Annotated in this window: 15 protein-coding genes; 5 read left to right on the forward strand and 10 right to left on the reverse strand. The window is 70.0% G+C overall.

Translation table 11 applies throughout. The annotated features are described in order from the left end of the window. Both WYM_RS16755 and coaA read right to left on the reverse strand, forming a co-directional pair. Nucleotides 1-3486, reverse strand: a 3486-nt coding sequence (locus WYM_RS16755; RefSeq protein ID WP_019182002.1) for a choice-of-anchor G family protein, incomplete at its 3' end; no start/stop codon positions are given. A 509-nt stretch (nt 3487-3995) separates the two neighbouring features. Beyond that, nucleotides 3996-4961, reverse strand: coding sequence for a type I pantothenate kinase (gene coaA / locus WYM_RS16760; RefSeq protein WP_040569464.1), 966 nt, complete (start codon nt 4959-4961; stop codon nt 3996-3998). A gap of 137 nt (nt 4962-5098) precedes the next feature. Between coaA and WYM_RS16765 the strand changes: the two genes are divergently transcribed. Both WYM_RS16765 and WYM_RS21250 read left to right on the forward strand, forming a co-directional pair. Then, nucleotides 5099-6634 (forward strand): APC family permease, encoded by a 1536-nt coding sequence (locus WYM_RS16765; RefSeq protein WP_019182004.1) that lies wholly within the window; start codon nt 5099-5101, stop codon nt 6632-6634. After that, nucleotides 6631-7386, forward strand: coding sequence for an IclR family transcriptional regulator (locus WYM_RS21250; protein ID WP_019182005.1), 756 nt, complete (start codon nt 6631-6633; stop codon nt 7384-7386). Before WYM_RS16765 ends, WYM_RS21250 begins: the two co-directional genes overlap by 4 nt. A 72-nt stretch (nt 7387-7458) precedes the next feature. Here the strand turns inward: WYM_RS21250 and lepB are convergent, their stop codons facing one another. From lepB to WYM_RS16790, 4 genes are all read right to left on the reverse strand, one after another. Further along, nucleotides 7459-7998, reverse strand: coding sequence for a signal peptidase I (gene lepB, locus WYM_RS20640; RefSeq protein ID WP_019182006.1), 540 nt, complete (start codon nt 7996-7998; stop codon nt 7459-7461). Next, nucleotides 7995-8624 (reverse strand): DUF305 domain-containing protein, encoded by a 630-nt coding sequence (locus WYM_RS16780; protein ID WP_019182007.1) that lies wholly within the window; start codon nt 8622-8624, stop codon nt 7995-7997. Before WYM_RS16780 ends, lepB begins: the two co-directional genes overlap by 4 nt. A gap of 117 nt (nt 8625-8741) precedes the next feature. Further along, a complete protein-coding gene (locus WYM_RS20645) occupies nt 8742-10664 on the reverse strand; it encodes a hypothetical protein (protein WP_019182008.1) in 1923 nt (640 codons plus the stop codon). Then, the gene (locus WYM_RS16790; protein WP_157525312.1) at nt 10661-11410 is read right to left on the reverse strand and encodes a hypothetical protein; all 750 of its coding nucleotides are present in this window, start codon (nt 11408-11410) and stop codon (nt 10661-10663) included. The genes WYM_RS20645 and WYM_RS16790 overlap by 4 nt, the downstream gene beginning before the upstream one ends. A gap of 272 nt (nt 11411-11682) precedes the next feature. Between WYM_RS16790 and WYM_RS16795 the strand changes: the two genes are divergently transcribed. Further along, nucleotides 11683-12627 (forward strand): Ppx/GppA phosphatase family protein, encoded by a 945-nt coding sequence (locus tag WYM_RS16795; protein WP_019182010.1) that lies wholly within the window; start codon nt 11683-11685, stop codon nt 12625-12627. Here WYM_RS16795 and WYM_RS16800 read toward each other — a convergent pair. Beyond that, nucleotides 12624-13385 (reverse strand): hypothetical protein, encoded by a 762-nt coding sequence (locus WYM_RS16800; RefSeq protein ID WP_237739446.1) that lies wholly within the window; start codon nt 13383-13385, stop codon nt 12624-12626. The two genes, WYM_RS16795 and WYM_RS16800, sit on opposite strands and share 4 nt — an antisense overlap. Nucleotides 13386-13635: 250 nt before the next feature. On the opposite strand from WYM_RS16800, the gene WYM_RS16805 reads away from it, so the two are divergent. After that, nucleotides 13636-16251, forward strand: coding sequence for a DUF4062 domain-containing protein (locus tag WYM_RS16805; RefSeq protein ID WP_019182012.1), 2616 nt, complete (start codon nt 13636-13638; stop codon nt 16249-16251). Continuing rightward, nucleotides 16238-17095, forward strand: a complete 858-nt coding sequence (locus WYM_RS20650; protein WP_019182013.1) for a hypothetical protein — start codon at nt 16238-16240, stop codon at nt 17093-17095. Before WYM_RS16805 ends, WYM_RS20650 begins: the two co-directional genes overlap by 14 nt. Here the strand turns inward: WYM_RS20650 and WYM_RS16815 are convergent. The 3 genes from WYM_RS16815 to WYM_RS21860 form a co-directional block, all read right to left on the reverse strand. After that, nucleotides 17076-17915 carry a universal stress protein gene (locus WYM_RS16815; protein WP_019182014.1) on the reverse strand — a complete coding sequence of 280 codons (840 nt, stop codon included), beginning with the start codon at nt 17913-17915 and terminating at the stop codon, nt 17076-17078. The genes WYM_RS20650 and WYM_RS16815 overlap by 20 nt on opposite strands. Before the next feature lie 121 nt (nt 17916-18036). After that, nucleotides 18037-21273, reverse strand: a complete 3237-nt coding sequence (locus WYM_RS22085; protein WP_019182015.1) for a hypothetical protein — start codon at nt 21271-21273, stop codon at nt 18037-18039. 189 nt (nt 21274-21462) lie between these two features. Next, a complete protein-coding gene (locus WYM_RS21860) occupies nt 21463-22611 on the reverse strand; it encodes a hypothetical protein (RefSeq protein WP_157525314.1) in 1149 nt (382 codons plus the stop codon). Nucleotides 22612-23451: the final 840 nt, after the last annotated feature.

Here is a 23451-nt window from a genome sequence, read left to right on the forward strand (position 1 = left end):
TGTCGCGTCAGCATCCGTGTCGGCGTCAGCATCCGTCGCGTCGGCGTCAGCGTCTGTCGCGTCAGCGTCCGTGTCGGCGTCTGCGTCAGCGTCAGTCGCGTCGGCATCCGTCGCGTCGGCGTCGGTCGCGTCAGCATCCGCATCTGTCGCGTCAGCGTCGGTGACGTCGGTCGCATCGACCACGCCCTCGGAGACGACGGAGAAGTTCACCGAGTCGGTGCTGCCGTCACCTTCCTCCTGCGTGGCGGTCACGGTGTAGTCGCCGACGGGCAGGTCCTCGAACGTTGCCGTCCAGGTGCCCTCGGGCGAGACCGTCACGGTCTGCTCTTCATCGCCGATGGTGACGACGACCTGGGCATTCTCTTCGCCCTCACCGGTGACGGTGAGGTCGTAGGTGCCGTCCGCGGTCGGAACGGTGAACTCCTCGCCCTCGGTCGGGTCGGTGATCACGACATCCGTGACCTCGTCGACGACGGTGAAGTCGACCTCCGCCGTGCTGCCACCCGGCGTCTGCGTTGCGGTGGCGGTGTACTCGCCCGGCGTCAGATCGTCGAACGTCGCGGTCCACGTACCCTCGGGCGTGACCTCGACGGTCTGCGGCTCCTCGCCTGTAACAGTGACGACGACCGACGAGCCGGGGTCGCCCTCGCCCGTCACAGTGACGTCGATGGTCCCATCCGGGTCCGGCGCGACGATGACTTCACCGTCGGTCGGGTCAGTGATGGTGACGTCGTCGATCTCCTCGACGATCGAGAAGGTCGAGTTGTCGGTGCTGCCATCCGCGGGCTGCGTCGCGGTCACGGTATACGCGCCCGTGCCGAGGCCTTCGTAGGTCGTCGTCCAGATCCCATCCTCATCGACCGTGACGGTCCGGGCGGGCTGACCGGTGAGGGTCAGTTCCACGGACTCACCCGGGTCGCCCGTACCGGCCACAACAACATCCCGAACGTCGCCGGTTTCCGGAACGGTCAGCTCGGCACCCTCGGAGGGCGCCGTGATGGCGACATCGGTGATCTCCTCCACGATGGAGAATTCGATGCTGTCACTGGTGTTGTCCGACGTCTGCACGGCGGTGGCGAGATACTCACCGACCGGAAGAGCCGGGTAGGTCGTCGTCCACGTGCCATCCGTGCCCACGGTGAGCGGGCGGACGTCCTGGCCGGTGAGGGCGAGGTTGACGGTCGAGCCCGGGTCGCCGGTTCCTGACACGACGACCTCGCGGGTGTCGTCCGCTTCAGGGACCGTGAGCTCAGCTCCGTCTGTCGGTGCTGCGATCACGACCGGAACGAACGACTCCGCAACGGTGAAGGTCACCGTGTCGGTGCTGCCACCGGGGGTCTGCGTCGCCGTCGCCGTGTACGTCCCGAGAGGCAGAGCCGGGAAGGTCGTCGTCCACGTGCCTTCCGGCGTGACGGTGGCGGTCTGCGGCGTCTGGCCAGGGATCGTCACCTCGACGGACTCGCCGGGGTCGCCGGTGCCCGAGACGATGACGTCGGCGGGTCCCTCGGCAACGGTGATCGTCGAGCCGTCCACGGGTGCGGTGATGTCGACGTCAGTGATGGTCTCGACGACCGAGAACGTCACGGTGTCTTCGCTGTCATCGCCCGACTGCGTCGCCGTCGCCGTGTACTCACCGACAGCGAGGCCCGGGAAGGTCGTCGTCCAGGTGTTGTCGTCCTGGACCGTGGCCGTCTGCGACTCCTCGCCCTCGATGGTCACCTCGACCGTCTCGCCGGCCTCGCCGAGACCCGAGACGACGACGTCCGTCGTGCTCTCGTCCTCGGCGACCGGGATGGACGCGCCCTCCGCCGGCGCCGTGATGTCGACCGCGGTGACGGCCTCGACGACGGAGAAGTTCACCGTGTCGGTGCTGCCGCCGGGTGTCTGCGTGGCAGTGGCGGTGTAGTCGCCGACCGGCAAGCCGGTGAACGTCACCAGCCAGGTGCCTTCTGGTGTGACCGAGGTTGTCTGCGAAGGCTGACCTTCGATCGCGACCGTGACCGACGCGCCTGACTCACCCGTGCCCGAAACAGGCACATCGGCTGTCTCGGAAGGATCCTCAGCCGTGATCTCGGCGCCCTCAGCGGGCGACGTGATGTCGACGCCGGCCGTGACGTTGACGTTCGGTCCCACGGTCGCGTTCGCGAGGTCCACCGTCACGGCGTCGAGCGTCGGCAGCACCGTCAACCGCAGTGCTGTCTCGGAGAAAACACCGCCCGAAGTCGACTGGTTGTTCACCGTGATGCTCGCGACGAGCGGGAGGATCTCGCCGAGCGCGGGGAGGACGAGTGAGTTGATCGGTGCGATCAGCGTCGTCGCGATGGCGTTGACGGAGTCGATGACATCCTGCAGCGGAGACGCCAGCGCGGCGACGACGGCTTCCAGTCCGTCCGGAAGATTCAGCGCGACACCGGCAAGCGCAATGCCGCTGGTGTCGCCATCAAGAAGGGCGCCGACGGTCGTGTTGACGGTCACCAGGTTGCCGAGCACCGTCGTCACGGCGCCAGTGACAGTCAAGCCCTCGATCGCAGCGGTGAGTTCGTCCACCGCGTCGTCCAGCAGGCCGTCGATGAGAGCGAAGACCGAGCCCTGAATCTCCAGGATCGTCGCCTCGCTGAGGATCTCAGTATTCGGAGCCTGGCCGTTCAGCGGCTGGATCTCGTCGAGGTCGATGATGATCAGACCCTCGCCGAGGTCGATGGTGACCCCGGGGTAGAGCGGGTCTGTCAGCGGCTCGGAAAGGAGGTCAGCGATCGCCTCAGTCAGGCTCGTGGTCCCCACGGTGAGATTGGCTTGAGCCAGTGGCGCAAGAAGACCGAGCAAGCCTTCGACCGCATCATTGAGCTGCCCGCCGACAGCGTCGAGGTCAGTCTGCACGCCCCCGACCGCGGCGGTCAGCGCATCACTCAGAGCGTCAACGGTCGCGCTCTCGATGGTCAGAACACCGCTCGCGATCTCGTAGTGGCCAACTGGGCCAGCGGGAGCAGCCTGTGTGGCGGTAGCGCTCACGACCTCCAAGGTGAGGTCGACGGCGGCGAGCTCGCTAACGAGGTTCGCTGCAACCGGGCCGGCGAGAGAGTCGACGGCGGCGGTAAGGTCCACGCTCAGTGGGCCAGGAGGGGGACCGCCGGTCCCGACAACACCGCCCGCGCCGACAAGCCCCGATGCGCCCATCGAGTCGCCGTTGGGACCCGCGCTCGCGTACTGGCCCACGACTCCAAGTTCGGCGAAGTTGATCGGAATCTGTATGCCGCCGGGGCTCGTGACATTGACCAACGACAGCGCCGTCAGATCGAGGTTGTTGAAGTCCGTGACCGTCGGCGGCGTGCCATCGTTCGATGCCGCAGCACCCTCGATGTCGGCAACCGCATCGAGGTCGATCAGATCGAGAATCGACCCACCCAGGAACGTCCCCGTCGCGTTCGACGAGTCGCCGGGGCCGGCGTGCGCCGCCGTCACCCCTCCGAACATGGCCAGCGCGGTCACTGTGACCGCGGCCCCTGCTTTCAGAATCAGACTCTGCCGGTCTTTGAACCGCAGCGTTCTTCTCACACGTGCGACATCGCGTTCGCGTTGCAAAGCAACCCCCCAAGGCGCTTGTTTATCTAGTTATTCGCCGCGCCCCTCCGACGGGCGACACGAGCTGGCCGAGGCCAACGCGCCCCAAACTAGCGCAAACCTGATAGTTCCCTGCAAGCCGAACACGCAGATTTCTCAGGTTTGCCATTGATCGGCCTTGCAGGGTGGACAACGCTTGTTGCGGTTGACTATGGTTCGCACTCCGAAGGGTGCACGCACTCGAGAATCAGCGTGACCAGCACACCCCGCAGGTCGTCCGATTGCGTTCTCGGCAGTACATAGCCCGCGAAGCATATGGGATCGCGCTCCGCCTCTTCTCTGCAGCCGCGGGCCGCTCGCACCTCGACTCAGGCATCCCGCCCGCAACTGTTGGCGGCCGGGCGCGTCGCACCGCGCTCCGCGGCATCCGGAACCCGTCAGAGCTTGCGGAGCAGCACTGTCTCGACCGTGTGATCGGCGGATTTCTGCAGGACGAGGCTCGCGCGGTGGCGCGTGGGCAGCACGTTCTCTTCGAGGTTGGGAAGGTTGATGGTGTTCCAGAACTGCAGCGCTCGCGCGACGGCCTCGTCGTCGGTCAGATCGGCGAAGACCTTGAAGAACGAGTTGGGATTGCTGAACGCGGCACGGCGCAGGGCGAGGAAGCGCTCGACGTACCACTGCTGGATGTGCGCGGCGTCCGCGTCGACGTAGATCGAGAAGTCGAAGAGGTCGCTGACGGCGACGTCGTTCGGCGTCGGCGGCGGCTGCAGCACGTTGAGGCCCTCGACGATGACGATGTCGGGCCGCCGCACGGTGATCGCCGCGTCGGGCACGATGTCGTACTTCATGTGCGAGTAGAACGGTGCGCGCACCTCGGCGGCGCCGCTCTTGACCTCGGTGAGGAACGACACCAAGGCGCGGCGGTCGTACGACTCGGGGAAGCCCTTGCGCTCCATGAGGCCCCGCCGCTCGAGCTCGGCGTTCGGGTAGAGGAAGCCGTCCGTCGTCACCAGTTCGACGCGGGGCGTCCCGGGCCATCGGCTCGTGAGCTCGCGCAGCAGGCGGGCGATCGTCGACTTGCCCACCGCGACCGAACCGGCGACTCCGACGATGAACGGCGTGGTCGAATCGGGCTCGCCGAGGAATGCATCGGTCTCGCCGCCGAGGCGCTTCGTCGACTCGGCGTACAGCGACAGCAGCCTCGACAGCGGCACGTACACCTGCGCGACTTCGGCCATGTCGAGCCGATCGCCGAGTCCGCGGATCTGAACGATCTCGGTCTCGGTGAGCGGCTGCGTCAGCCCGGCAGCGAGGCGCGCCCAGTCCGCTCGGTCGATCTCGCGATAGAGCGAGAGAACGGGTGCGGCAGCGGGCACGGCTGCGGTCGCTTCATCGACGGACATCGCGCCCATCGTATCCGCTGCGGATGCCGGCCCCGTCTCTCGGCTGTGCCGCCTGGGGATACGCGCGCGAAACACGGACGACCGCACCGCGCAACAGGCGGCTCGTAATCTTCCTTCCGAGCACCACCGGAGGCACCATGAGCGCAGGCAGCCCGCAGACACCACCGCGCGCACCCGGCGCGGCAAGCGCCCTCGGACAGGCGATCCTGGAGCACCGTCCGTCGTCGATCCTCGCTGAGACGTCTCCGCTGAGGGGCCTGCGGCGCGGCTCTGTCCGCACCGTCGATCTCGTCGCCCAATCGGTGGCGGCCGTCGCTCCCGCAGGCGTTCTGCTGACCTCGAGCGGCGGCCTCGCCGCTCATGCCGGCTCGTTCGCCTTCATCGCGCTCGCCCTCACCGCGTGCGTCGTCGTGCTCGTAGCGCTGTCGATCTCCGTGTTCGCGCGGCGACTGTCCGCGGCTGGCGGCCTGTACACCTTCGTCACGCGAGGCCTCGGGCCGGTTATCGGCATGCTCGCCGGTGCGGCCATCGCCCTCGGGTATGCCACCGTCGCGATCGACACGCTCCGCAGCGGTGTGCGCCGGCTCACCACGCTTTTCGTGCCCGCCGCTACTGGGGGCGATCGGATGCCGGATCTCGGCGTGTTCGCCCTCATCCTCGTCTGCACGATCGGGCTGGTCGGCCTCATCGTCTGCGGCGCCCGCGTCTCGACGCGCATCATGCTCGTGATCGAGATCGTCGCGGTCGCGGCGATCCTGGTGATCTCGGTCGTCGTCTTCGCGAGCACCGGGTGGGATCTTGAGCCTCTGATCCCCGACCCGTCCTCCCCTCCGGCGCTGTCGTCGTTCGCGGCGGCGGCGGGAGTGGCCCTCGTCTCGTTCGTGGGGTTCGAGAGCGGCGCTGCGCTCGGTCCGGAGAGCCGTCGCCCCCTCGCGAGCGTGCCCCGCGCGCTGGTGTGGACGGTCGTCGCCGTCGCGATCGTGTATCTCTTCGGCGTCGCTGCGCAGCTGTCGGCTCGGGCCGATGGCAGCCTCGGACGTACCTCCTCGCTCCTGGCGGAAGCAGCGTCGCTGGATGCCGCGTGGATCGGTCCGGCTGTCGACGCCGTGGTCGCGGCATCGTGGATCGCCTGCACCCTCGCCTGCACCAATGCCCTCGTGCGCCTGGTTTTCACGATGGCGCGCGAGCGCGTCCTGCCGGAGTGGCTCGGTCGCACCTCACGACGCTTCTCGACGCCGCACCGCGCCGCGATCGCTGTGGGACTGATTCTCGCCGGCGGAACCGTCGTGCAGACCTGGGCGGGCGGCGGCTCGCTGCTCGACGAGGTGATCGGGTTGGGAACGAGCGTCGGCTTCATCGTCGCGTACCTGATCGTCTGCGCCGCCGCGGTGACGTACCTGGTGCGGGTGAAGGAGTTCAGTCTGCGCGAGGCGTGGCCGGCCATGCTCGGGACGCTCGCGCTCGCCGCACTGACGGCTACCGAGATCGTCGGCACCGAGGGCAGGACGCGCGTGGCCCTTCTGGTGATCGCCGCGGTCCTTGCCGCCGTCGTCGCCGGGTATGCCCTCGCCCTGCGGCGTGGCGCGCTCCCCCGGGCCCGCCCGGGCGCCTACGACACTCCCGTGGCGGCCGACGCCCTGGGGGCGCAGGGCGAGAGGCCTCACGGCGCATGAGTGCGCTCGGCACGGGGGTCGGACAGGCGCTGGCGGTGCTGGAAGAGGTCGCCAGGTCGGGCCCCACACTGTCGGCGAACGGCATCGCGCGTGCCCTCGGGATGCCGCGGACCAGCGCCTATCGCCTCATCAACTCGCTCGTGAGCGAGGAGTATCTGCTGCGGCATCCCGATCTCGACGGCTTCGTACTGGGAGTTCGAGTCGTCGAGCTTGCCCATCTCGTCGCCCCGACCCGGCCGGCGCCGACCCCGGACGTGCTCGGCGCGCTGCGCGCCGAGACCGGCGAGGCGGTCCATCTCGTGCGATATCAGCGCGGGCGCGTCGTCATCGTGGACGAAGATCCCCGGCAGCCGCTCGTGTCGATCGAGCGGACGCGGCGCCAGCTGGCCTCGACCGCGATCGGGCGACTGCTGCTGGCCGGCTTCGCTCCGCCGCTCGGTGACCACGAGGATCAGGATGCCGTCGCCGAGGTCATCGCCTCGGCGCGCTCGTCAGGGATCACCGCATCCGAGCACCGCCGTATCGCGGCCGAGTGCGCCGAGAATGACTTCGCTCTGCACGCGGAGCCGGCCGATCATCGGCGTGCCTGCGTGGCCGTGCCGCTGAGATCGGCCGACGGGCGGCTGCGCGGTGCGCTCGCCCTCGCCACAGCCACGGGCGACCTCGCGCTGGCGCGCGCGCACGTCGGGCGCCTGCGCACCGCTGCGGACGTTCTCGTGCGAGAGGCTGAGGTCGCGCTCTTCGAGGCATGAAGCCCACCCGCCTCGCGTGCGCAGGGCTGCGCCGGCCCGTGCGGGGGTCGGACGCGCGATCGCGCCGGTTCGTCAGGGCAGGGGTACGACGAACCGCTCGACCGCGAGGATCGCCTCGAGCGGGACCGGGCCGAGATAGCGCGAGTCGATCGACGCCCGGCGGTTGTCGCCGAGCACGAACATGGCACCGGCAGGCACGGAGACGTCGAAGGCGAGCACGCTCGCGAGCCCGGCGGGGTCGGCCCGGACGTCGTTCACGACGCGGGCGCCGTTGACAGTGAGCTCGCCGCCAGGATCGCAGCAGGCCACTCGATCGCCGGGGAGCCCGAGCACGCGCTTGACGAAGACCGGCGCCACCGCGTCGGATCCCGCCAGCCGCGCGCTCGTCTCGGCCCAGTCGCCAGGATCGGCGAAGACGACGACGTCGCCGCGTTCCAGATCGCTCCCGTCCGAGACGGCCCCGACCACGAGGTCGCCGACGGCGATAGCCGGGCCCATCGAGTCGGAGGCGACGCGGTACACGCGCGTTCCGCCGGCGAGCACGGCGACGACCGCGACGACCGTCACCGCGGCGGCAACCAGACCGATCCGGCGTGCGGCACGCCGGTTCACAGCGTCCCGAGCCGCGCGGTCATCGCCTCGATCTCACGCTGCTGTTCAGCGGCGACATGCTTCGCGAGGGCTCGGATGAAGCTGTTGTGTCCAGCTGCCATCGCGGTGCGGGCCATGTCGAGCGCGCCCTCGTGGTGGAAGATCATCAGTTCGAGGAACCGCTTCTCGGCCTCGGGTCCGCTCAAGTCTCGAAGCTCCGCGATCTGCTCCGGCGTGGCCATGCCCGACATCGTGCCGCTGTGGTCGTGGTCGAGGATCCCGACCTGGTGCCACGCGTCGATCCACGCCTGCATCTGGGCGACCTCCGCAGCCTGGTCGCGCTCGATCGCCACGGCCAGGCTTGTCGAGGCATCCCCGATCCCCGGCGTTCCCGCGAGGATCTGCGACAGCTCGATCGCCTGCTGGTGATGCGGGATCATCATCGCCGCGAAGCCCATGTCGGCCTCATTCGGCACATCGTCGACCGGCTCCTCCTGTTGCGCGGCCGCGAAGACCGCACCCGCCCCGTCGGGCGCCGGGGGCGACTCGGTCGCCGTCGCGCTGGGCGAGAGCTGCACCCCCACGGCGAGCGCTCCGGTGACGAGGAAGGCTGCGAGTGAGACGGCGGTAGCGAACGGACGACGCATGATTCCTCCGGAACGAGTGCGAGGGGCCTGGGCGGGGCCGGGAGCCTGACTCGGCCGCTGGTCCTGTCGAGTGGCGATTCGACAGGACCAGCGACCAGGAGCCGGCCCGGGCGGGGACTACGAGACGGCGGCCTCGAGCGGCTCGACGCGCAGGCGGCGACGGCGCAGCACGAGCACGGCGCCGATCACGAGCAGGGCGAGTCCGACCAGTCCTGCGCCGCCGGCGATCACTCCGCCGGTGACGGCGAGCGCGCCGCTGGCTGTGACGGTGACGTCGACGGATGCTGTCGCCCCCGAGTCCGCGCCCACGGCGACGACCTCGTGGGCACCGGGCTCGGCTCCGGACGGCAGCGTCAGCTCACCGCTGATCACGCCGGCGTCATCCGCTTCCAGCGTTCCGACCTTCAGCGGGTCGGAGTGGAGCGTGACGGCCACCTTCTCACCGGCCGCGAAACCCGAGCCGCTCAGCTCGAACTTCTCACCCGGCGCCAGCGTCGTGTCCGACAGCGAGATGCGTGCCGCCTCGTCCTGGCCCTCCCCCGAGCCGCCGCCCGTGCCGGGGGTCGCACCGTCGGTCGGCTCCGGCGTGGGAGTCGCCGTCTCGGTCGGCTCGGGTGTCGGCGTCGCGGTCTCGGTCGGCTCGGGCGTCGGCTCAGGCGTCGGCTCGACGACCTCGCACGGCGACTCGTCGGTGTGGATCTCGCCGCCGGGGTCGCCGTTGATGCAGGATCGGCCCGCAGGGGTTCCCATCGACTGGCTCGTCCAGTCGCGCGGCATGATCGAGAACGTCTGCCAGTGCGTCTGCATCGGGCTCTGGTCCTCGTCGCGCACCACATGGTGGAAGCCGCTGTTCACCCAGGCGACAGGATCGGTGAGAGACTGCCCGGCCGCCGAGGCGACGTACTCGACGACGTTCTTCTCGGCGCACGCCGGGTTGAGGTTGTTCGTCGCGTACTCCTGGCAGGCGTTGTAATTCGTGAAGGTCAGCAGCGGCTGCGTCACGGCGTCGCCCTGGTACAGCTGCGATCCGGGGAACACGAACTCGTACGACCGCTCGTGCCCGTCGGCGTTGGTGCTGTTCGGCGCGGCGACGCGCCACCACGTCAGGTCGTTCACCGGGGCGAGGTTCGCTGGGCTCGCGACCGTCGTCGGAGTGGTGTGCATGAGGTTCGTGCGCTCCCCCTCCTCGCCGAGCACCGAGTCGTACTGTTCGACCGCCATCTGGTCCTGGCCGTCCAGCCCGAAGTCGAGGCGCCAGATCGCGTTGTGCCAGTGGGATGCCGCGAAGGCGGTGTCGCCGGTACCGACCGGCCATCCCGTGGTGGCGTCGGCGTCGAAGTCCTCGTACGAGATGTCGCCGGTCGCCCCGAGGTCGAAGGCGATGCCGCCCTCATCGGTGAATTCGATCTTCGTCGCGTACTCGTACCAGTCGACCTTCGAGATGATCTGCAGGCTGAAGCCCTGCGCCTCGGTGGTGAACAGCGGCGCGTCCTCGATGGACCCCCACGACTGCTCGTGCGACCGGTACGCCATAGGGCTCGTGGTGTCGGTGATGCACAGCGCCGGGATGGTGCGCATCCACGTCGTGGTCGAGCCGCCGCGCGTGGTGGTCCAGGTCTGGGCGACGTCCTTCAGCTCGCCCGAGCCGCATTCGGCCGCGCTGAGCTTCTGCAGGTACTGGTTGCCGAATCCGTACGACGTGATGTCGTTCCACACGTTCTTGCCGGTGTCGTAGGGCACGTGGAGCTGCCCGAGGTAGACCGAGTCGAGCACGCGGCGGTACGCCGACTCGCCGGGTGCTCTCACGCCGACCTGCTCGAGCACGAGGCCCTTCTTGCTGTCGACGCGCCAGCACATCTGCCACGAGGTGCCGTTGTCGAACGACTTCTCGATCAGCGCATCGCCCGAGCAGTTGATGGGCGGCGGCGCGGCGGTGGCCGCCGTGGCGGGGACGACGGCGATCCCGGCGGCGACCGCGAGGGCCGCCGCGGCGAGCGCGATCGTGCGGGTGAGCTTCTTCACGGGTGCGATGCCTCTCATCGGATGCCGATCACGGCGCGGGTGGACAGGTCGACGACGAATCCGGTCGTGTCGAGGTAGCCGCCGCCGGGGATGCGGAACTGCATCTCCACGCAGCGGTCGATCGCGCAGGCCTCGCCGCCGATCGAGCTGGCGTCGGGCACGAACGCCCCGCCGCTGACGCCGAGCTGGTCGATCGAGGTGAGCTCGTCGCCGGTGATCGACTGGAATTCGGTGCGCACGGCGGCCGAGGCATCCGTGCTCTCGAGGAAGACCGCGAAGGCGTAGTCGATCTCGTCGGCACTGGGCGGCGGCTGCACGCCCTGCTTCGACGAGCTCTCGACCGTGCCGCCGCTGAGGTTCACGGCCTGCACGAGAGTCTGGTTCGAGGAGTAGTCGTAGAGGACGACGTCGACGATGCGGTCGGCCACGTCGACGTCGCGCGTGGTGACGTCGATCGACAGCACCTGCGGCGCGTCGGAGCCGTCGACCGAGGTGACATCCTCGGGCACGCTGGCGTCGGTAGTGGCGAGGTGCAGCGCGTAGCTGAGCTCGTCCGGGCTCAGCGGGTCGCGGGCCGCGCCGAGGGCCGGCTTGTCGGTGACGACGGCGACCTCGTCGGAGGCCGAAGCCTCCGGCGCGCTGGCTCCGCTGACCGCGGGGATGGCGATGAATCCGGCCACGATCGCGGCAGCGGCGACGGCCGCCCCGCCCATGATCGCGTACGGCGCTCTGACTTTTCGGGTGCTGCTCGGTGGTGATTGCACCGGACCTCCTGGAGGCGATTGCGTGACACGTGGCTCCGCCGTGCGAAGCGCTCCGACGCTATGGGCGTGCTGTTTCGTCGGGCCCCGACGTGGTGTTTCGGGCGTGTAACTCCAGGTGGCACATCGGCAGGACGCGGCGGGTTGTCCGGTACCGCGGCGCCGATCCGGAGCGCGCGCATCCCGCGCTCGAGCCGTCGCGTCCGGCCGTCTACGACCGCGACGGGCGGCCGCTTGCGACGGCTCGGGGCCGACCGCCCCGCTACGCTGATCCGGTGCGCCTCGGAGTCCTCGACATCGGCTCGAACACCGTCCATCTCCTCGTCGCGGACGTGCGGCCGGGCGGTCGCCCCCTCGCCACCACGACGCAGCGCACCGTCCTTCGTCTGATGCGGTACCTCGACGCCGACGGGGCGATCACCGAGGAGGGCGTGACGGCCCTCGTGAACGCGGTGACCGAGGCCCGGGCGGTGGCGACCGCCGAGAACGTCGACGAGCTTCTTGCGACGGCGACCTCGGCGGTGCGCGAAGCCGCGAACGGCCCCGACGTCATCGCCCGGATCGAAGAGGCACTCGGGCAGCCGCTGCAGGTGCTGGGCGGTGAGACCGAGGCGCGCTACACGTTCCTCGCGGTGCGCCGCTGGTTCGGGTGGGCCGCCGGGCAGATCCTGCTCTTCGACATCGGCGGCGGGTCGCTCGAGCTCGCGGCCGGAGCCGACGAGCTGCCCGACGCCGCGGCATCCGTCCCCCTCGGCGCCGGCCGAATGACGATCCAGTTCCTTCCCGACGACCCACCCGGCGAGGCGGCGGTCGAGCGGTTGCGGGCACACACCCGCTCGACGCTGGCGCCGGTCGTCGACACATTCGGCACGCTGCCGCGCCCCGATCACGTCGTGGGGTCGTCGAAGGCGATCCGGTCCCTGGCCAAGCTCGTGGGCTATCCGGTTCCGGGTTGGTCGGGAATCGAGCGGATGCTGCTGCCCCGCGCCGCGCTGGGCTCGTGGATTCCGCGCCTCGCGCGGCTTCCGGCCTCCGCCCGGCAGGAGCTGCCCGGCATCACCGCCGACCGCACCTTCCAGATCGTCGCGGGAGCGGTGGTGCTGCACGAGGCGATGAAGGCGATGGACGTCGAAGAGCTCGAGGTGTCGCCGTGGGCGCTGCGGGAAGGCGTGCTGCTGCGCTACATCGAGTCGCTGAACTGGAGCACGCCCGGCACCTAGGCCGGAACGCTCTCGGTGAAGGCCGTGTACACGCCGTAGACGGCGAGCGCGGCGAGGTGCCACTCCCGGGGTCCCTCCGGGCCGAGCGCCACCTCGTGTGAGCCGCCGATGAGAGCGGGGCTGATGCGCCGGTGGTCGCCCATTCCGTCGATGACGGCGACGATCGCGACGGCGAGGTCGCGCTCGCTGAGGCCGTTGCGCATGCGCAGGCCGAAGACGGAATTCAGCTCCCGGTAGATGACAGCCATGCGATCCACGTACCGATCGACGATCTCGGCGAGCTGCGCGCGGATGTTCTCGCCGCCCGGCACGGCGTCGCCGCTCGCCAGCGCCGCTGACATCGTGCGGTAGACGCGCCACGCCGCCGTGGTCTCGACGGCGACCATGTTGTGGGCGACCGTGGCGCGGACCGCATCCCGGAGGGCGATCTCGCGTCCTTCGGCCGTGCGCATCGCATCCGCGTTCGCTCCGATGAGCTGGTCGAGAAGAGACAGCGTCGGCTGGTCGAACCCGGTTCCGAAGTTCGGGTCGGCCTCGAACAGCGCGCGCACAAGGTCGGCGACGAAGGCGGCGCGGTCGGGCCAGATACGGAAGACGGTGGACCGGGGGACGCCGGCGACGCGGATCAGGTCTTCCAGCTCGATGTTCGCGTAGTCCAGCAGCAGGCCCTCGGCGTGGACGCGCTCGACGGCGACCTCGAGCATGAGTGCTCGAGTCTCGCCGGCGGGTCGCCGCGAGCGGGTCGCCTGTTGCTGCACCACTCGATTATCTCCCCAGAGCCGCGTGGAAAACATCGTGGTGCCGGGCCCCCCAGGACCCGGCACCACTGTGGGCCGCCGAAACCACCCGAAGGATCCGACGGACGGCGTGCACAGAGCCCCCCGGTCGTGCACACCGGCCTCCCACTCTATGTACTAGGAGTCTCAAGTCTCAAATTATTCCTTGGCGATTCCTCCTTGAGAAGCGGAACCTCTGGACGCTCCGCGGGGGGTGGGCCACACTCTGACTATGGAGGCGCCCGCGGCGATCCGCACTCCCGACCAGCGCATCCGGGTCTTCGTCAGTTCGACACTGAGAGAGCTGGAGCCCGAGCGACGTGCGGCGCGCGAGGTGATCGAGCGGATGCACCTCGCGCCCGTCATGTTCGAGCTGGGTGCGCGACCGCATCCCCCGCGAGAGCTCTACCGGTCCTACCTCGCGCAGAGCGACATCTTCATCGGGCTTTACTGGGAGCGGTACGGGTGGGTGGCTCCCGATGAGGAGATCTCGGGTCTCGAGGACGAGTACCGCCTCTCGACACGACTGCCCAGTCTCATCTACATCAAGGACCCGGCGCCCGAGCGCGAAGAGCGTCTCGACGGGCTGCTCGGCCGCATCCGCTCCGACGACCGCAGTTCGTACAAGTCGTTCACCACGCCCGAGGAGCTGGCCGCGCTGATCGAGGGCGATCTCGCCACGCTCCTCGCCGAGCGATTCGACGCCGGGCGTGCCGCGCCCGCCGGCGACCCCACCGAGGCGCTGTCGATGCCCGACATCCCGGCGCCGTACACCTCGCTCGTCGGGCGGGAGGCCGACATCGACGCGGTGCGGGCACTGCTCGCCGACGGCCGCAACCGCATCGTGTCCATCGTCGGGCCCGGAGGCGTGGGCAAGTCGCGCCTCGCCATCGAAGTGGCGCAGGATGCCGCGCGCCACGGTCGTCAGGTCGGCTTCGCCCTCCTCGAGACGGTCGCCTCGCCCGACCGCGTGGTGACCGCGCTCGCCCGCGCGCTCGGCGTGCGCGACGCCGGCGACGAGCCGCTCGAAGACAAGGTGGTCGCCGCGGTCGACGACAGCGACGTGCTGCTCGTCGTGGACAACATGGAGCACCTCCTCGACGCGGCCGACCTGCTCGTCCGCCTCATCACCCGCACTCCGCGGCTGCAGCTCCTGGTCACCAGCCGTTCGCCGCTGCGGGTGCGGGCCGAGCGGGTGTTCGATCTCGCTCCGCTGGAGACGCCCGCAGATCTCGGGGCCGCGGCATCCGTCATCGCCGACCTCTCGAGCGGGTCGGCGCCGGCGGGCCTGTCGGCGGTCGAGCTCTTCGTGGAGCGGGCGCAAGCTGCGCACCCGGCGTTCCGGCTGACAGCCGAGAACGTCGCCGATGTGATCGCGATCTGCCGGGCGCTGGACGGCATGCCGCTCGCCATCGAGCTCGCCGCGGCGCGCGTGCGCACGCTCACCCCCCGAGACATTCTGGCGCGGCTGGACTCGGCTCTCGCGCTGCTGGTGAGCGGCGCCCGCGACCTTCCCGAGCGGCAGCGCGCGCTGAGCCGCACGATCCAGTGGAGCGTCGACCTGCTCGACGACGACGGGCGCGCGGCGCTGGCAGCGCTGTCGGTGTTCTCGGGAAGCTTCACGCTGGCCGCCGCCGAGAGCGTGCTTCGCGCCGTCGGCGTCCCCGATCCCCTTGCCGCCGTCGAATCCCTCGTCGATGCGAGTCTTCTCAGTCGCAGCACGCGGGGAGGAATGCAGCTGTTCCGGCTCCTGTCGCTGGTGCGCGCGTACGGCCACACCCTCGGCGCCTCGGTGAGCCGGCAGACCGCGACGGACGCCTGGATCGCCTACTACCGCACCCTCGCCCGTACCGCCGCGACGCATCTGCGCGGGCAGGACCAGCTCGAGTGGCTGGCCCGCCTGGAGCAGGAGTCCGAGAACCTCGCCGGCGTGATGCGCACCCTTCTGGATCGAGGCGACCACGACGCCGCGGCGGAGTACGCGTGGTCTCAGTACCTGTTCCTGTGGATCGGCGGCTACCTCGGGCTGGTCCGCGACTGGATGACGGAGGTGCTGGATGCCGCGGCTCGCTCGGACCGGACCGTCACGCCGCTCTCGCCACGAAGTCGCGCCATCGCGCTGTACTACGCCAACGCCATACGGCTGTGGGAAGACCTCGAATTCGACACGGCGCCCGGAGTGCGAGAGAGCCGGGACCTCTTCCGGCGCGCCGGCGATGGGGCCGGCGGTGCGCTGGCGGGGGTATCGGTGGCGCTCGCGCTGCTGGCGCGCCCCACGGGTCCGGAGATCGGCGCGGCGACCGCCGAGCTGACCGACAGCCTGGACGCCTTCCGCGAAGCCGGCGATGCGTGGGGCCAGGCCATGGCGCTCGTGATGCTGGGCCGCATCGACATGCTCACCGGCGACATGACGACCGCACTCAGCCGCTACGAAGAGAGCCTGACGCTCGCGAGTGCGCATGGCGAGCGGCTCGGCGTCGGAATCGCGCTGAACCACCGAGGCTGGGCGAAGGTGATGGGCGGAGACCTCGAGGGCGGCCGGGAGGACTTCGCCACGGGCCTGGACGGCTCGCTCGCGCTGGGGCACGACGAGGGCATCGCGTACGGTCTCGAGGCGTTCGTAGGATTGAAGGCGATCCAGGGCGACGCCGTCGCCGCCGGAAGGCTGCTCGGCGCCGCCCAGGCGCTGCGCCGCCGCAAGGGCATCCTGAACCCCGGCGCGTTCGAGTTCTACATGATCCCGCTCGGCGCGCTTCGCGAGAGCGGCCTCGGGGATGAGCTCGACCGCGGCATCGCCGAGGGCTCCGCACTCACCGTCGCCGAGGCTCTGCACGATGTCCGGGCCTGACGACCGGGTCCTCCCTGCGACCCGGTGGGTCGCCATCGCCATCATCCCGTTCCTGGTGATCGCCGCCTTCCTGCTGTTCGCCTTTCCCACGCGCACCGGCGAGCTCTTCGCCTGGCCGATCGACCCGCCGCTGACGGCGTACGTGCTCGCGTCGGCATACGTCGGCGGGATCTGGTTCTTCATCGGTGTCGTCCGGGCGAACCAGTGGCACCGCGTCCGGCACGGGTTTCCCGCGGTGGTGGTCTTCGCCGGGGCGCTCCTCGCCGCGACGCTCCTGCATCTGGACCGGTTCTCGCAGAACCTCTCGTTCTTCACGTGGATCACGCTGTATGCCACGACTCCGTTCGTCGTCGCGGTGCTCGCGGTCGCGCAGCATCGGCGGGATCCCCGAACTCCTGCGGCTGTCGACGTCGATCTGCCGCTGATCGCCCGGATCGGCCTCGCGTCGATCGGCGGCGCGGCGCTCCTGGTGGGCGCGGCCATGTTCGTGTTCCCGGATGCCGCGGCCGACGTGTGGGCGTGGCAGCTCACGCCGCTCACCGCTCAGGTGACGGGCTCGGTGCTGACCCTCACCGGTGTCGTCAACCTGGCGCTCCTCGTCGACGCCCGCTGGACCTCGTTCCGCCTTCTCTTCCAGGCGCAGCTGCTCAGCCTCGCGGCGATCGTCGTCTCGGTGGCGGCGAGGTGGGGCGATCTGCTCTGGGACCGCGCGTCCACACCGGCGTTCCTGGTGCTCATCGCAGCTGCGGTCGTCTCGTATGGCGGATTCACCCTGTGGTGCGAGTCCCGCCTTCGCGAGGCTGCGCGTCGAACCCTCGAGGGCGTCAGCGCACGACGGCAGTGACGGTGGCGACGCGTGCGAGCACCTCGTGGCTGATCGAGCCCATCAGGAACCGCGCGAGCGCCCCGCGCCCGTGCGAGCCGACGACCGCGAGGCGCGCCCCGGCCGCGATCTCGTTGATCACCTGCGACGGGTAGCCGCGCTCGACGCGACGCACGATCTCGAGATCGGGGTACCGTCCGTGCAGACCGCCCAGCGCGACGGCCTGCCCCTCCGCTGTGAGGGCGGCGAGGTTGTCGAGGTACTCGACCGGGTATACGCCCATGTTGCGGGTCACCTCCATCGGCGTCCACACCGAGACCGCGATGAGCGGCTCGCCGAGCCGGTCGGCCTCGGCCGCTGCGAACTCGATCGCCTTCTCCGATACCGGCGAGCCGTCGATTCCCACGACGACGCCGGTTCTGCGCGATACGTCCACGTCGGGCACCACGACGACCGGGCAGTGTGCGCCGGCGGCGATGCGCATGCCGTGCGCGCCACGCGACGGCCCGGACTGCCCCGCGTGGTAGTCGCTTCCGATGACCAGCGCCGAGGCGCGTGCCGAGGCATCCGTGAGCACTGCCACGGGGTTGCCGCGGTCGACCCGCATCAGCACCTTGAGCCCGAGACGGGGAAGAGCGGATGCCGCAGCCTGCACCCGCTCGCGGGCCTCGGCGACGGCGCTGTCGACGATCCGGTCCTCTCCGATCGCGCCGACTGCTCCGCCGACGACGGAGATCAGCTTGAGCGGCAGGCGGTGGGCGGCGGCCCGCTTGGCCGCCCACTCGAGTGCGCGCTGGGATGCCGGGGCTTCGGTGAGTCCGACGACGATGGGATCTGCCACGGTGGCTCCTCTCGGATGCCCTCACTGTAGCGTCGGCGCGCCCGCCGACGAGGGAACGGCGCCCCGGTCCGAAGACCGGAGCGCCGTGGGTGGTGCGAGCTGCGTCGATCGCGCTACGCGCTCACTTCTTTCCCTTGAGCTCGAACGTCAGGGTCGCGACGTTCGCGGCGGTGTCGTACACCTTCAGCTCGTTCGTGCCTACGACCGCGCCGTACTTGCCCGGCTTGACCGAGTTCAGGAACGAACGGTCCCGGTCGTTCCGGTCCTTCTCGACGCCGTTCAGCGTGATCCGGTCGAGTCCGCCCGCGTCGGCGAACTCGAAGAAGACGACGCTGTAGACCCCGTCCTCGCCCTTCGACTGCTTCCGGATCGTGATGGTCGGAGCCGTCCGGTCAGGCGTGGCCGGCACAACGATGTCGGTCCGCTTCTCGGGCAGCTGCGCCTCGTCGCCGAGATAGAAGCTCGCGAACCCCATCTGGTCGTAGCCGTTGTTCTTGTTGGCCACGCCGTTGCGGTACATCGGGTCGTGCATCAGCGTGCGGATGCCGTACTCCGTCGGCGCGAGCGTCGTGACGATGGCCAGGCGGTTCTCGCTCGCCCGCAGGACGAGCTCTTCGCGCCAGTCGCCGAGCAGGTCGCCCTTGAGGGTGGGCGTGCTCTTGTTGCCCGTCGACGTGAGGCCGGTGGCGAGGTACGGGGTCGCCGCGAACGTCTGGTCGTCGATGCTGTTCACGGTGGCGCCGTTGACGGCCATGTGCGTCAGCCCGCCGCCGAACCAGATGGCGTTCTGTCCCTGCCCGATGCCGCGAGCCGTCGCGGTGGTCGTCAGAACCTCTCCCGTGACCATGCTCCGGACCTCGGTCGTCGCGCCCGCCGAGCCGGCCTGCGCTCCCGGCCAGCGGTTCGAGAAGTTGCCCGCGACGCTTCCCTCGTCATCGCTGCCGGCGTAGACGCCGTAGATGAGGGAGTTCTCGTAGACCACGTCGCCGTCCTCGTTCAGCCGCTTGCCCTTCATGGGGTCGTAGCCGGCGGGTCCGGGGATCCAGCCGAGGTGGTGACCGGTGCGCAGGTCGTCGAGCAGGTGCTCCTCCATGCCGGACCACTCCCGGATGTTGTTCTCCTTGTCGACGGGCAGCAGCGCACCGCGGTCGCCGTGACGCAGTGGCGCCCAGACGTTCAGCGGGTTGTCGCGTACCTCGTCGGTGGCGAACTGGAACTGCCCGGCGACCGGGGGAACGCTGTTGAGCCCCTCGATCGTGGGCATGACGTCGCCGTTGAGCACCTTCGGCAGGATCTTGGTCTTGTCGGCGTTGAGGCCGAGGACCATCGCCTTCAGCACGACCTCGTCCCAGCCATCGCCGTCGAGGTCGGCCGACTTCGTGTCGTGATTGCCGCGGTTCTGGTAGTCGTAGGCGGAGCCGCCGAGCGACCAGTACTGCTCATCGGCCGAGTCGAAGGTCGCCTGCAGGTTGACCTCCCCGTCGACGAGGTTGAACGCGGCGAGCGTCGTGCGGTGGTAGTACCCGCGCTGCGAGACGGCGTACTTGTTGACCCCGTCGAGAGCTGCGACCACACCGACGTAGCGGTTGGCGCGGTTTCCCTGTGCGTCGCCGTACGAGGCGGCCTTCCACGGGTTCTCGAGCCAGTAGGCCTCCTTCTCGGCCATGATCTGAGCCTTGTAGTCGCTCGCAGAGCTGCCGGCGCCCGGGCCCGGGAAGGCGAGGTACGAGTAGTTGCCGCGCTGAGTGGCCGGCGTCATGGCCCAGTTCTCGCCGTCGACGCTGGCCTCGTATGTGTGCGGGTAGCGCTCGCTGTCGACCAGCGTGCCACCGGACTCGGCGTCCCATTCGAAGGCCGAGAAGAACTCCTGGTCGTCCTTCGCGGGTCCGATCGGACCGACGTGGTACGTCTTGATCCAGCGCTTGAGGGCGGGGTCGTTGGGTCCGTCGTTGCCGCCGCCGACCGTGGGGCTGCGGTACGAGATCGCGAAGCTGTTCAGCAGCGACCAGTACGTGTCGAGCGCCTGCTCGTCACCGGTGGCGAAGTACTCCTTGAACCTGTCGGTGGTCGCGTTGAGGCCGTCCTCGCCGCCGACGACTCCCGACTCGGGGTAGACGACGGACTGGGATGCTTCGTCCCAGTTGCCGATGCGAGTGCCCAGTGCGGTCTTCAGCATGAGCTCGGACCGGCCGTCGCCATCGAAGTCCTCGGCGAAGAGCGTGGTCTCGTGGTCGTTGGCCGCCCGGACGTTGTAGCCCATGTCGACGCGGAACAGCAGTGTGCCGTCCTGCTTGTAGACGTCGATGTACTCCGGCGCGGTGGTGGTGTTGCCGCCGCCGAAGATGGGCTCGGAGTACATCGGGTCCTGCTGGGTGCTCCGCCACTTGACGACGATCTCGTACTCGCCGTCGCCGTCGAAGTCGCCGACGGTCATGTCGTGCGTCGAGTACGGCGCGCTCTGCGAGGTGTGGATCGCGCCGGCGTCGGTCTTCGCATAGGGCAGCGACGTGCCGCTGTCGAGCTGCTCGACGTACTGGATGAACTTCGCTTCGAGCTCGGCGTACAGGGCGTCGCTGATGACGCCGTCGGCGCCGAGCGTCGCCGTCGGCTGCCACGACTCCTGGTTGTGGGCGTTGAGCTTGTCGACCCATGCAGTCAGGTCCGCGGCGGTGACCGGCGTCTTGTTGTCGTGCGGCTCGCGGAACGCGCGCAGCAGGTCCATGTCGACGGTGTACCAGTGCTGGCCGCCGGTCTCGGGGATGACCATGTTGGCGGGGGTGAGGTTCGTGCCGGGGCCGAACCGCTGGCCGCGGTAGGTGAAGTGTGCGAGCGGCACCGGAGCGGGGGCGGGCTTCAGCGGGATGTAGTAGGCTGCGCCGCGGTTCTCCTGCCCGGGCTGGCCGGCGAGGTTCGACAGCATCGGCACGCTCTGGCCCTGCCGCTGCCCCTCGACGCCGTCGATGACCGGGGCCACCTCGTAGACCGACGCAACGGATCCGTCGGGGTCGGTGTAGTTCGACGGCGTGACGTCCTCTTTCACGACGCCCGGGTTGGTGTCGTACGCGCTCTCGGGCTGGACGTCGCGCGGGGCGACGGTGGCGATCTTCGCGAAGTCGGCTGCGCCGTCCTTGCGGTAGACGTTCCACGAGAGGCCGTCGGGCTCGTCGCCGAGGAACCGCCAGCTGAGGAAGACACCCTCGGGCGTCTGTGCGGCGACGAGGCCCCGCGTCAGCTGCTCGACAGGGCGCAGCTCAGGCTCGGGCGGTGCCGCTGCCGCGGCCGGCCCGAACGCGAGCAGCGAGGCTCCGATAGCCAGCGTGAGAGGGAGGGGGACGAGTTTGCGCAGGGATGTTCGCACGTGATTCTCCTCGTTGAGCAAAGTCGCCCACCGTCGGGCAACCGCTTTCCCGAGCCATCCTCCCCCCTGCCGTCCGAGGATGCAAGAGGAGATTTAATCGTTTCATCGATTCCTCATCTCGCTCGCGCGCCCGGAGTCGGCGCTTCAGCGGACGCCACGAGGGGTGAGGCGCGAGAGAGGGCTGGGCCTTCAGGGCCGCCAGACCCACCAGTCGTCCGGGTCCGGTTCCGGTTCGGGCTCAGGCTCCGGCTCCGGTTCCGGCTCGGGCTCGGGTTCCGGCTCAGGGTCCGGGTCGGGAGCCGGACCGGGCCCCGGGCCGGGGTCGGGCACCGGAACAGGGAGGGGTTCCGTGGCGGGCTGTCGCTGCGAGCGCGGAGCCGGCGCCTGAGACCGCTGCTGTGCCGCCTCGCGCTGCCGCGCCTGCTCTTCCGCAAGCCGCGCCTGCTCCGCTCGGAGGGCGGCCACCGCCGCCGCGTACGTCTCCATCCCCGCGAGGGCGGACGCTTCGTCGGTCGCCGCCGCGCCGGCCTGCGCCGCAGCGAGCGTGGCGTCACGCACCGGCACGTCGGGCAGTGGGTTCTCTGCCACGATCCGCTCGGCCGACGGTGGCAGCGTGGCCGCGAGGGCGAGAAGCGCCACGCGCAGTCCCGCCATCCGCTCCTCGAGGAGCGTCGTGTCGGCTCGCACGTCGGCAGCGGCCGCATCGAGCGTCTCGCCGTGCTCGCCCGCATCCCCGGCCGCTGCCAGGAGCGCCTCGGCGTCGGCGTCCTCGACCGGCGCGGGCGTGTACGCGGCCGGTGCCGCTTCGGGCGATTCCTGCAGCTCCGCGGCGAGCGCGTCGAGCGCTTCCTGTGCCGCGAGCCGGGCTGGCTCGTCGGTCATGCCGGCGAGCGCCGCCAGCGCCGCGCCGGTGCGGTCGGTCACCGGTGCCGCGCCCGTGGCGAGCGCGTCGTGGGCGGCGGTGGCGGCATCCCACTCGTCCTGCGACGCCCCGACAGCCTCTTCGGCCCGCTCCAATGCGGCGGTCGCGGCGACGAGGCGCTCACGCGCCTGGGCGGACTGAACGGTGAAGATGCCGGCGACCACGATGCCCGAGATGAGGACGATGGATGCCGCAGCCGCCCACCATCGGCCGCTTCCACCCCCGCGGCGCGGCGTGACGGTCGCGGCGGTCGGCAGCGGTGCCGGTTCAGGCAGAGGGTCGGGAAGGATGACACGATCGAAGTCGGTGGCGACGTGGGGGTCTAGCGGACCGGCAGATGAGGGCGTGCTCAACCTCGTCGCCGGTACCTGCGCGGCGGAAGCAGACACCGCAGCTGCCGCCTCGGCAGCGGACATCGTGGGCGGCAAGAGCGGACGACCGGCAGCCGCTGCCGGTGCCGGCGAAGAAGCCTCGCGCGGAAGTAGCGGCGCGGTGTCGGCAGGCCCCGCGATCTCGCTCGGAACGCGCGGGGCAGCGTCGGCGGGCGGAGTGATCCCACTCGGAGGCCGCGGTGCGACAGCGGCGGGCCCAGGGGCCTCGCTGGAGAGCGGTGGGCGTGCAGGCGCCTCCTGCGGTGCCGGCGAAGCGACGACCGCCCACATCGCCGGTGCCTCAGCGGACGGCTCCGTCGCCGGCGTCGAGCGCGTCACTGTGCGGGCTGCCGCGCGAGAGGCCGGAGGGTCGACGGCGGGTCGCACCGCCTGACTTCGCAGCGCCACGACATCGAGCCCGGCGACGGTCGGAGCGGACCTCGGCAGCTGCGCCGCTGTGGCGCCGAGATGCGATATCGCTACGGCGCTGGCTGCGGCGAGAGCCGTGGGCCGAGACCGCTCCCCCTCGAGCGGCGGTCCGAAGAGGCGCGCCAGCGCCTCTTCGCGTTCGAGCTCGGCCTCACGTTCGAACTCGGCGTCATCTTCGCGTTCGAGTTCGACATGCGGCGCCGACGCACCGCCCCGTGGTGCGCCGGCTGTTCCCCAAGTCCGCATGTCCGCCCCGTCCCTTTCCCCGGACGGCGCCAGCGTACGCCTGCTCGTCAGTCCCGGTCATGGGGGAAAACTCCCCGCCTCCGATGCCTCCCGTAGGGCACCGGAGCAGTATCCACCCACTCGGACAAGGGGCCGAGGCAACCGGGTCGGCCGAGGCGTGCGCAACTCCTGAAGCATGCGGCACTACAACCACGTCCGCCGCGAGATCCG

This window comes from Microbacterium yannicii PS01 (genome assembly GCF_000304335.1).
Lineage (GTDB): Bacteria > Actinomycetota > Actinomycetes > Actinomycetales > Microbacteriaceae > Microbacterium > Microbacterium yannicii_A.

Coding starts and splice junctions, on each gene's coding strand:
- WYM_RS16780 (WP_019182007.1), bottom strand. CDS start 8,624: ATGCGTCGTCCGTTCGCTACCGCCGTCTCACTCGCAGCCTTCCTCGTC.
- WYM_RS21250 (WP_019182005.1), top strand. CDS start 6,631: ATGAGTGCGCTCGGCACGGGGGTCGGACAGGCGCTGGCGGTGCTGGAA.
- WYM_RS21860 (WP_157525314.1), bottom strand. CDS start 22,611: ATGTCCGCTGCCGAGGCGGCAGCTGCGGTGTCTGCTTCCGCCGCGCAG.
- WYM_RS20645 (WP_019182008.1), bottom strand. CDS start 10,664: ATGAGAGGCATCGCACCCGTGAAGAAGCTCACCCGCACGATCGCGCTC.
- WYM_RS20650 (WP_019182013.1), top strand. CDS start 16,238: ATGTCCGGGCCTGACGACCGGGTCCTCCCTGCGACCCGGTGGGTCGCC.
- WYM_RS16805 (WP_019182012.1), top strand. CDS start 13,636: ATGGAGGCGCCCGCGGCGATCCGCACTCCCGACCAGCGCATCCGGGTC.
- coaA (WP_040569464.1), bottom strand. CDS start 4,961: ATGTCCGTCGATGAAGCGACCGCAGCCGTGCCCGCTGCCGCACCCGTT.
- WYM_RS16765 (WP_019182004.1), top strand. CDS start 5,099: ATGAGCGCAGGCAGCCCGCAGACACCACCGCGCGCACCCGGCGCGGCA.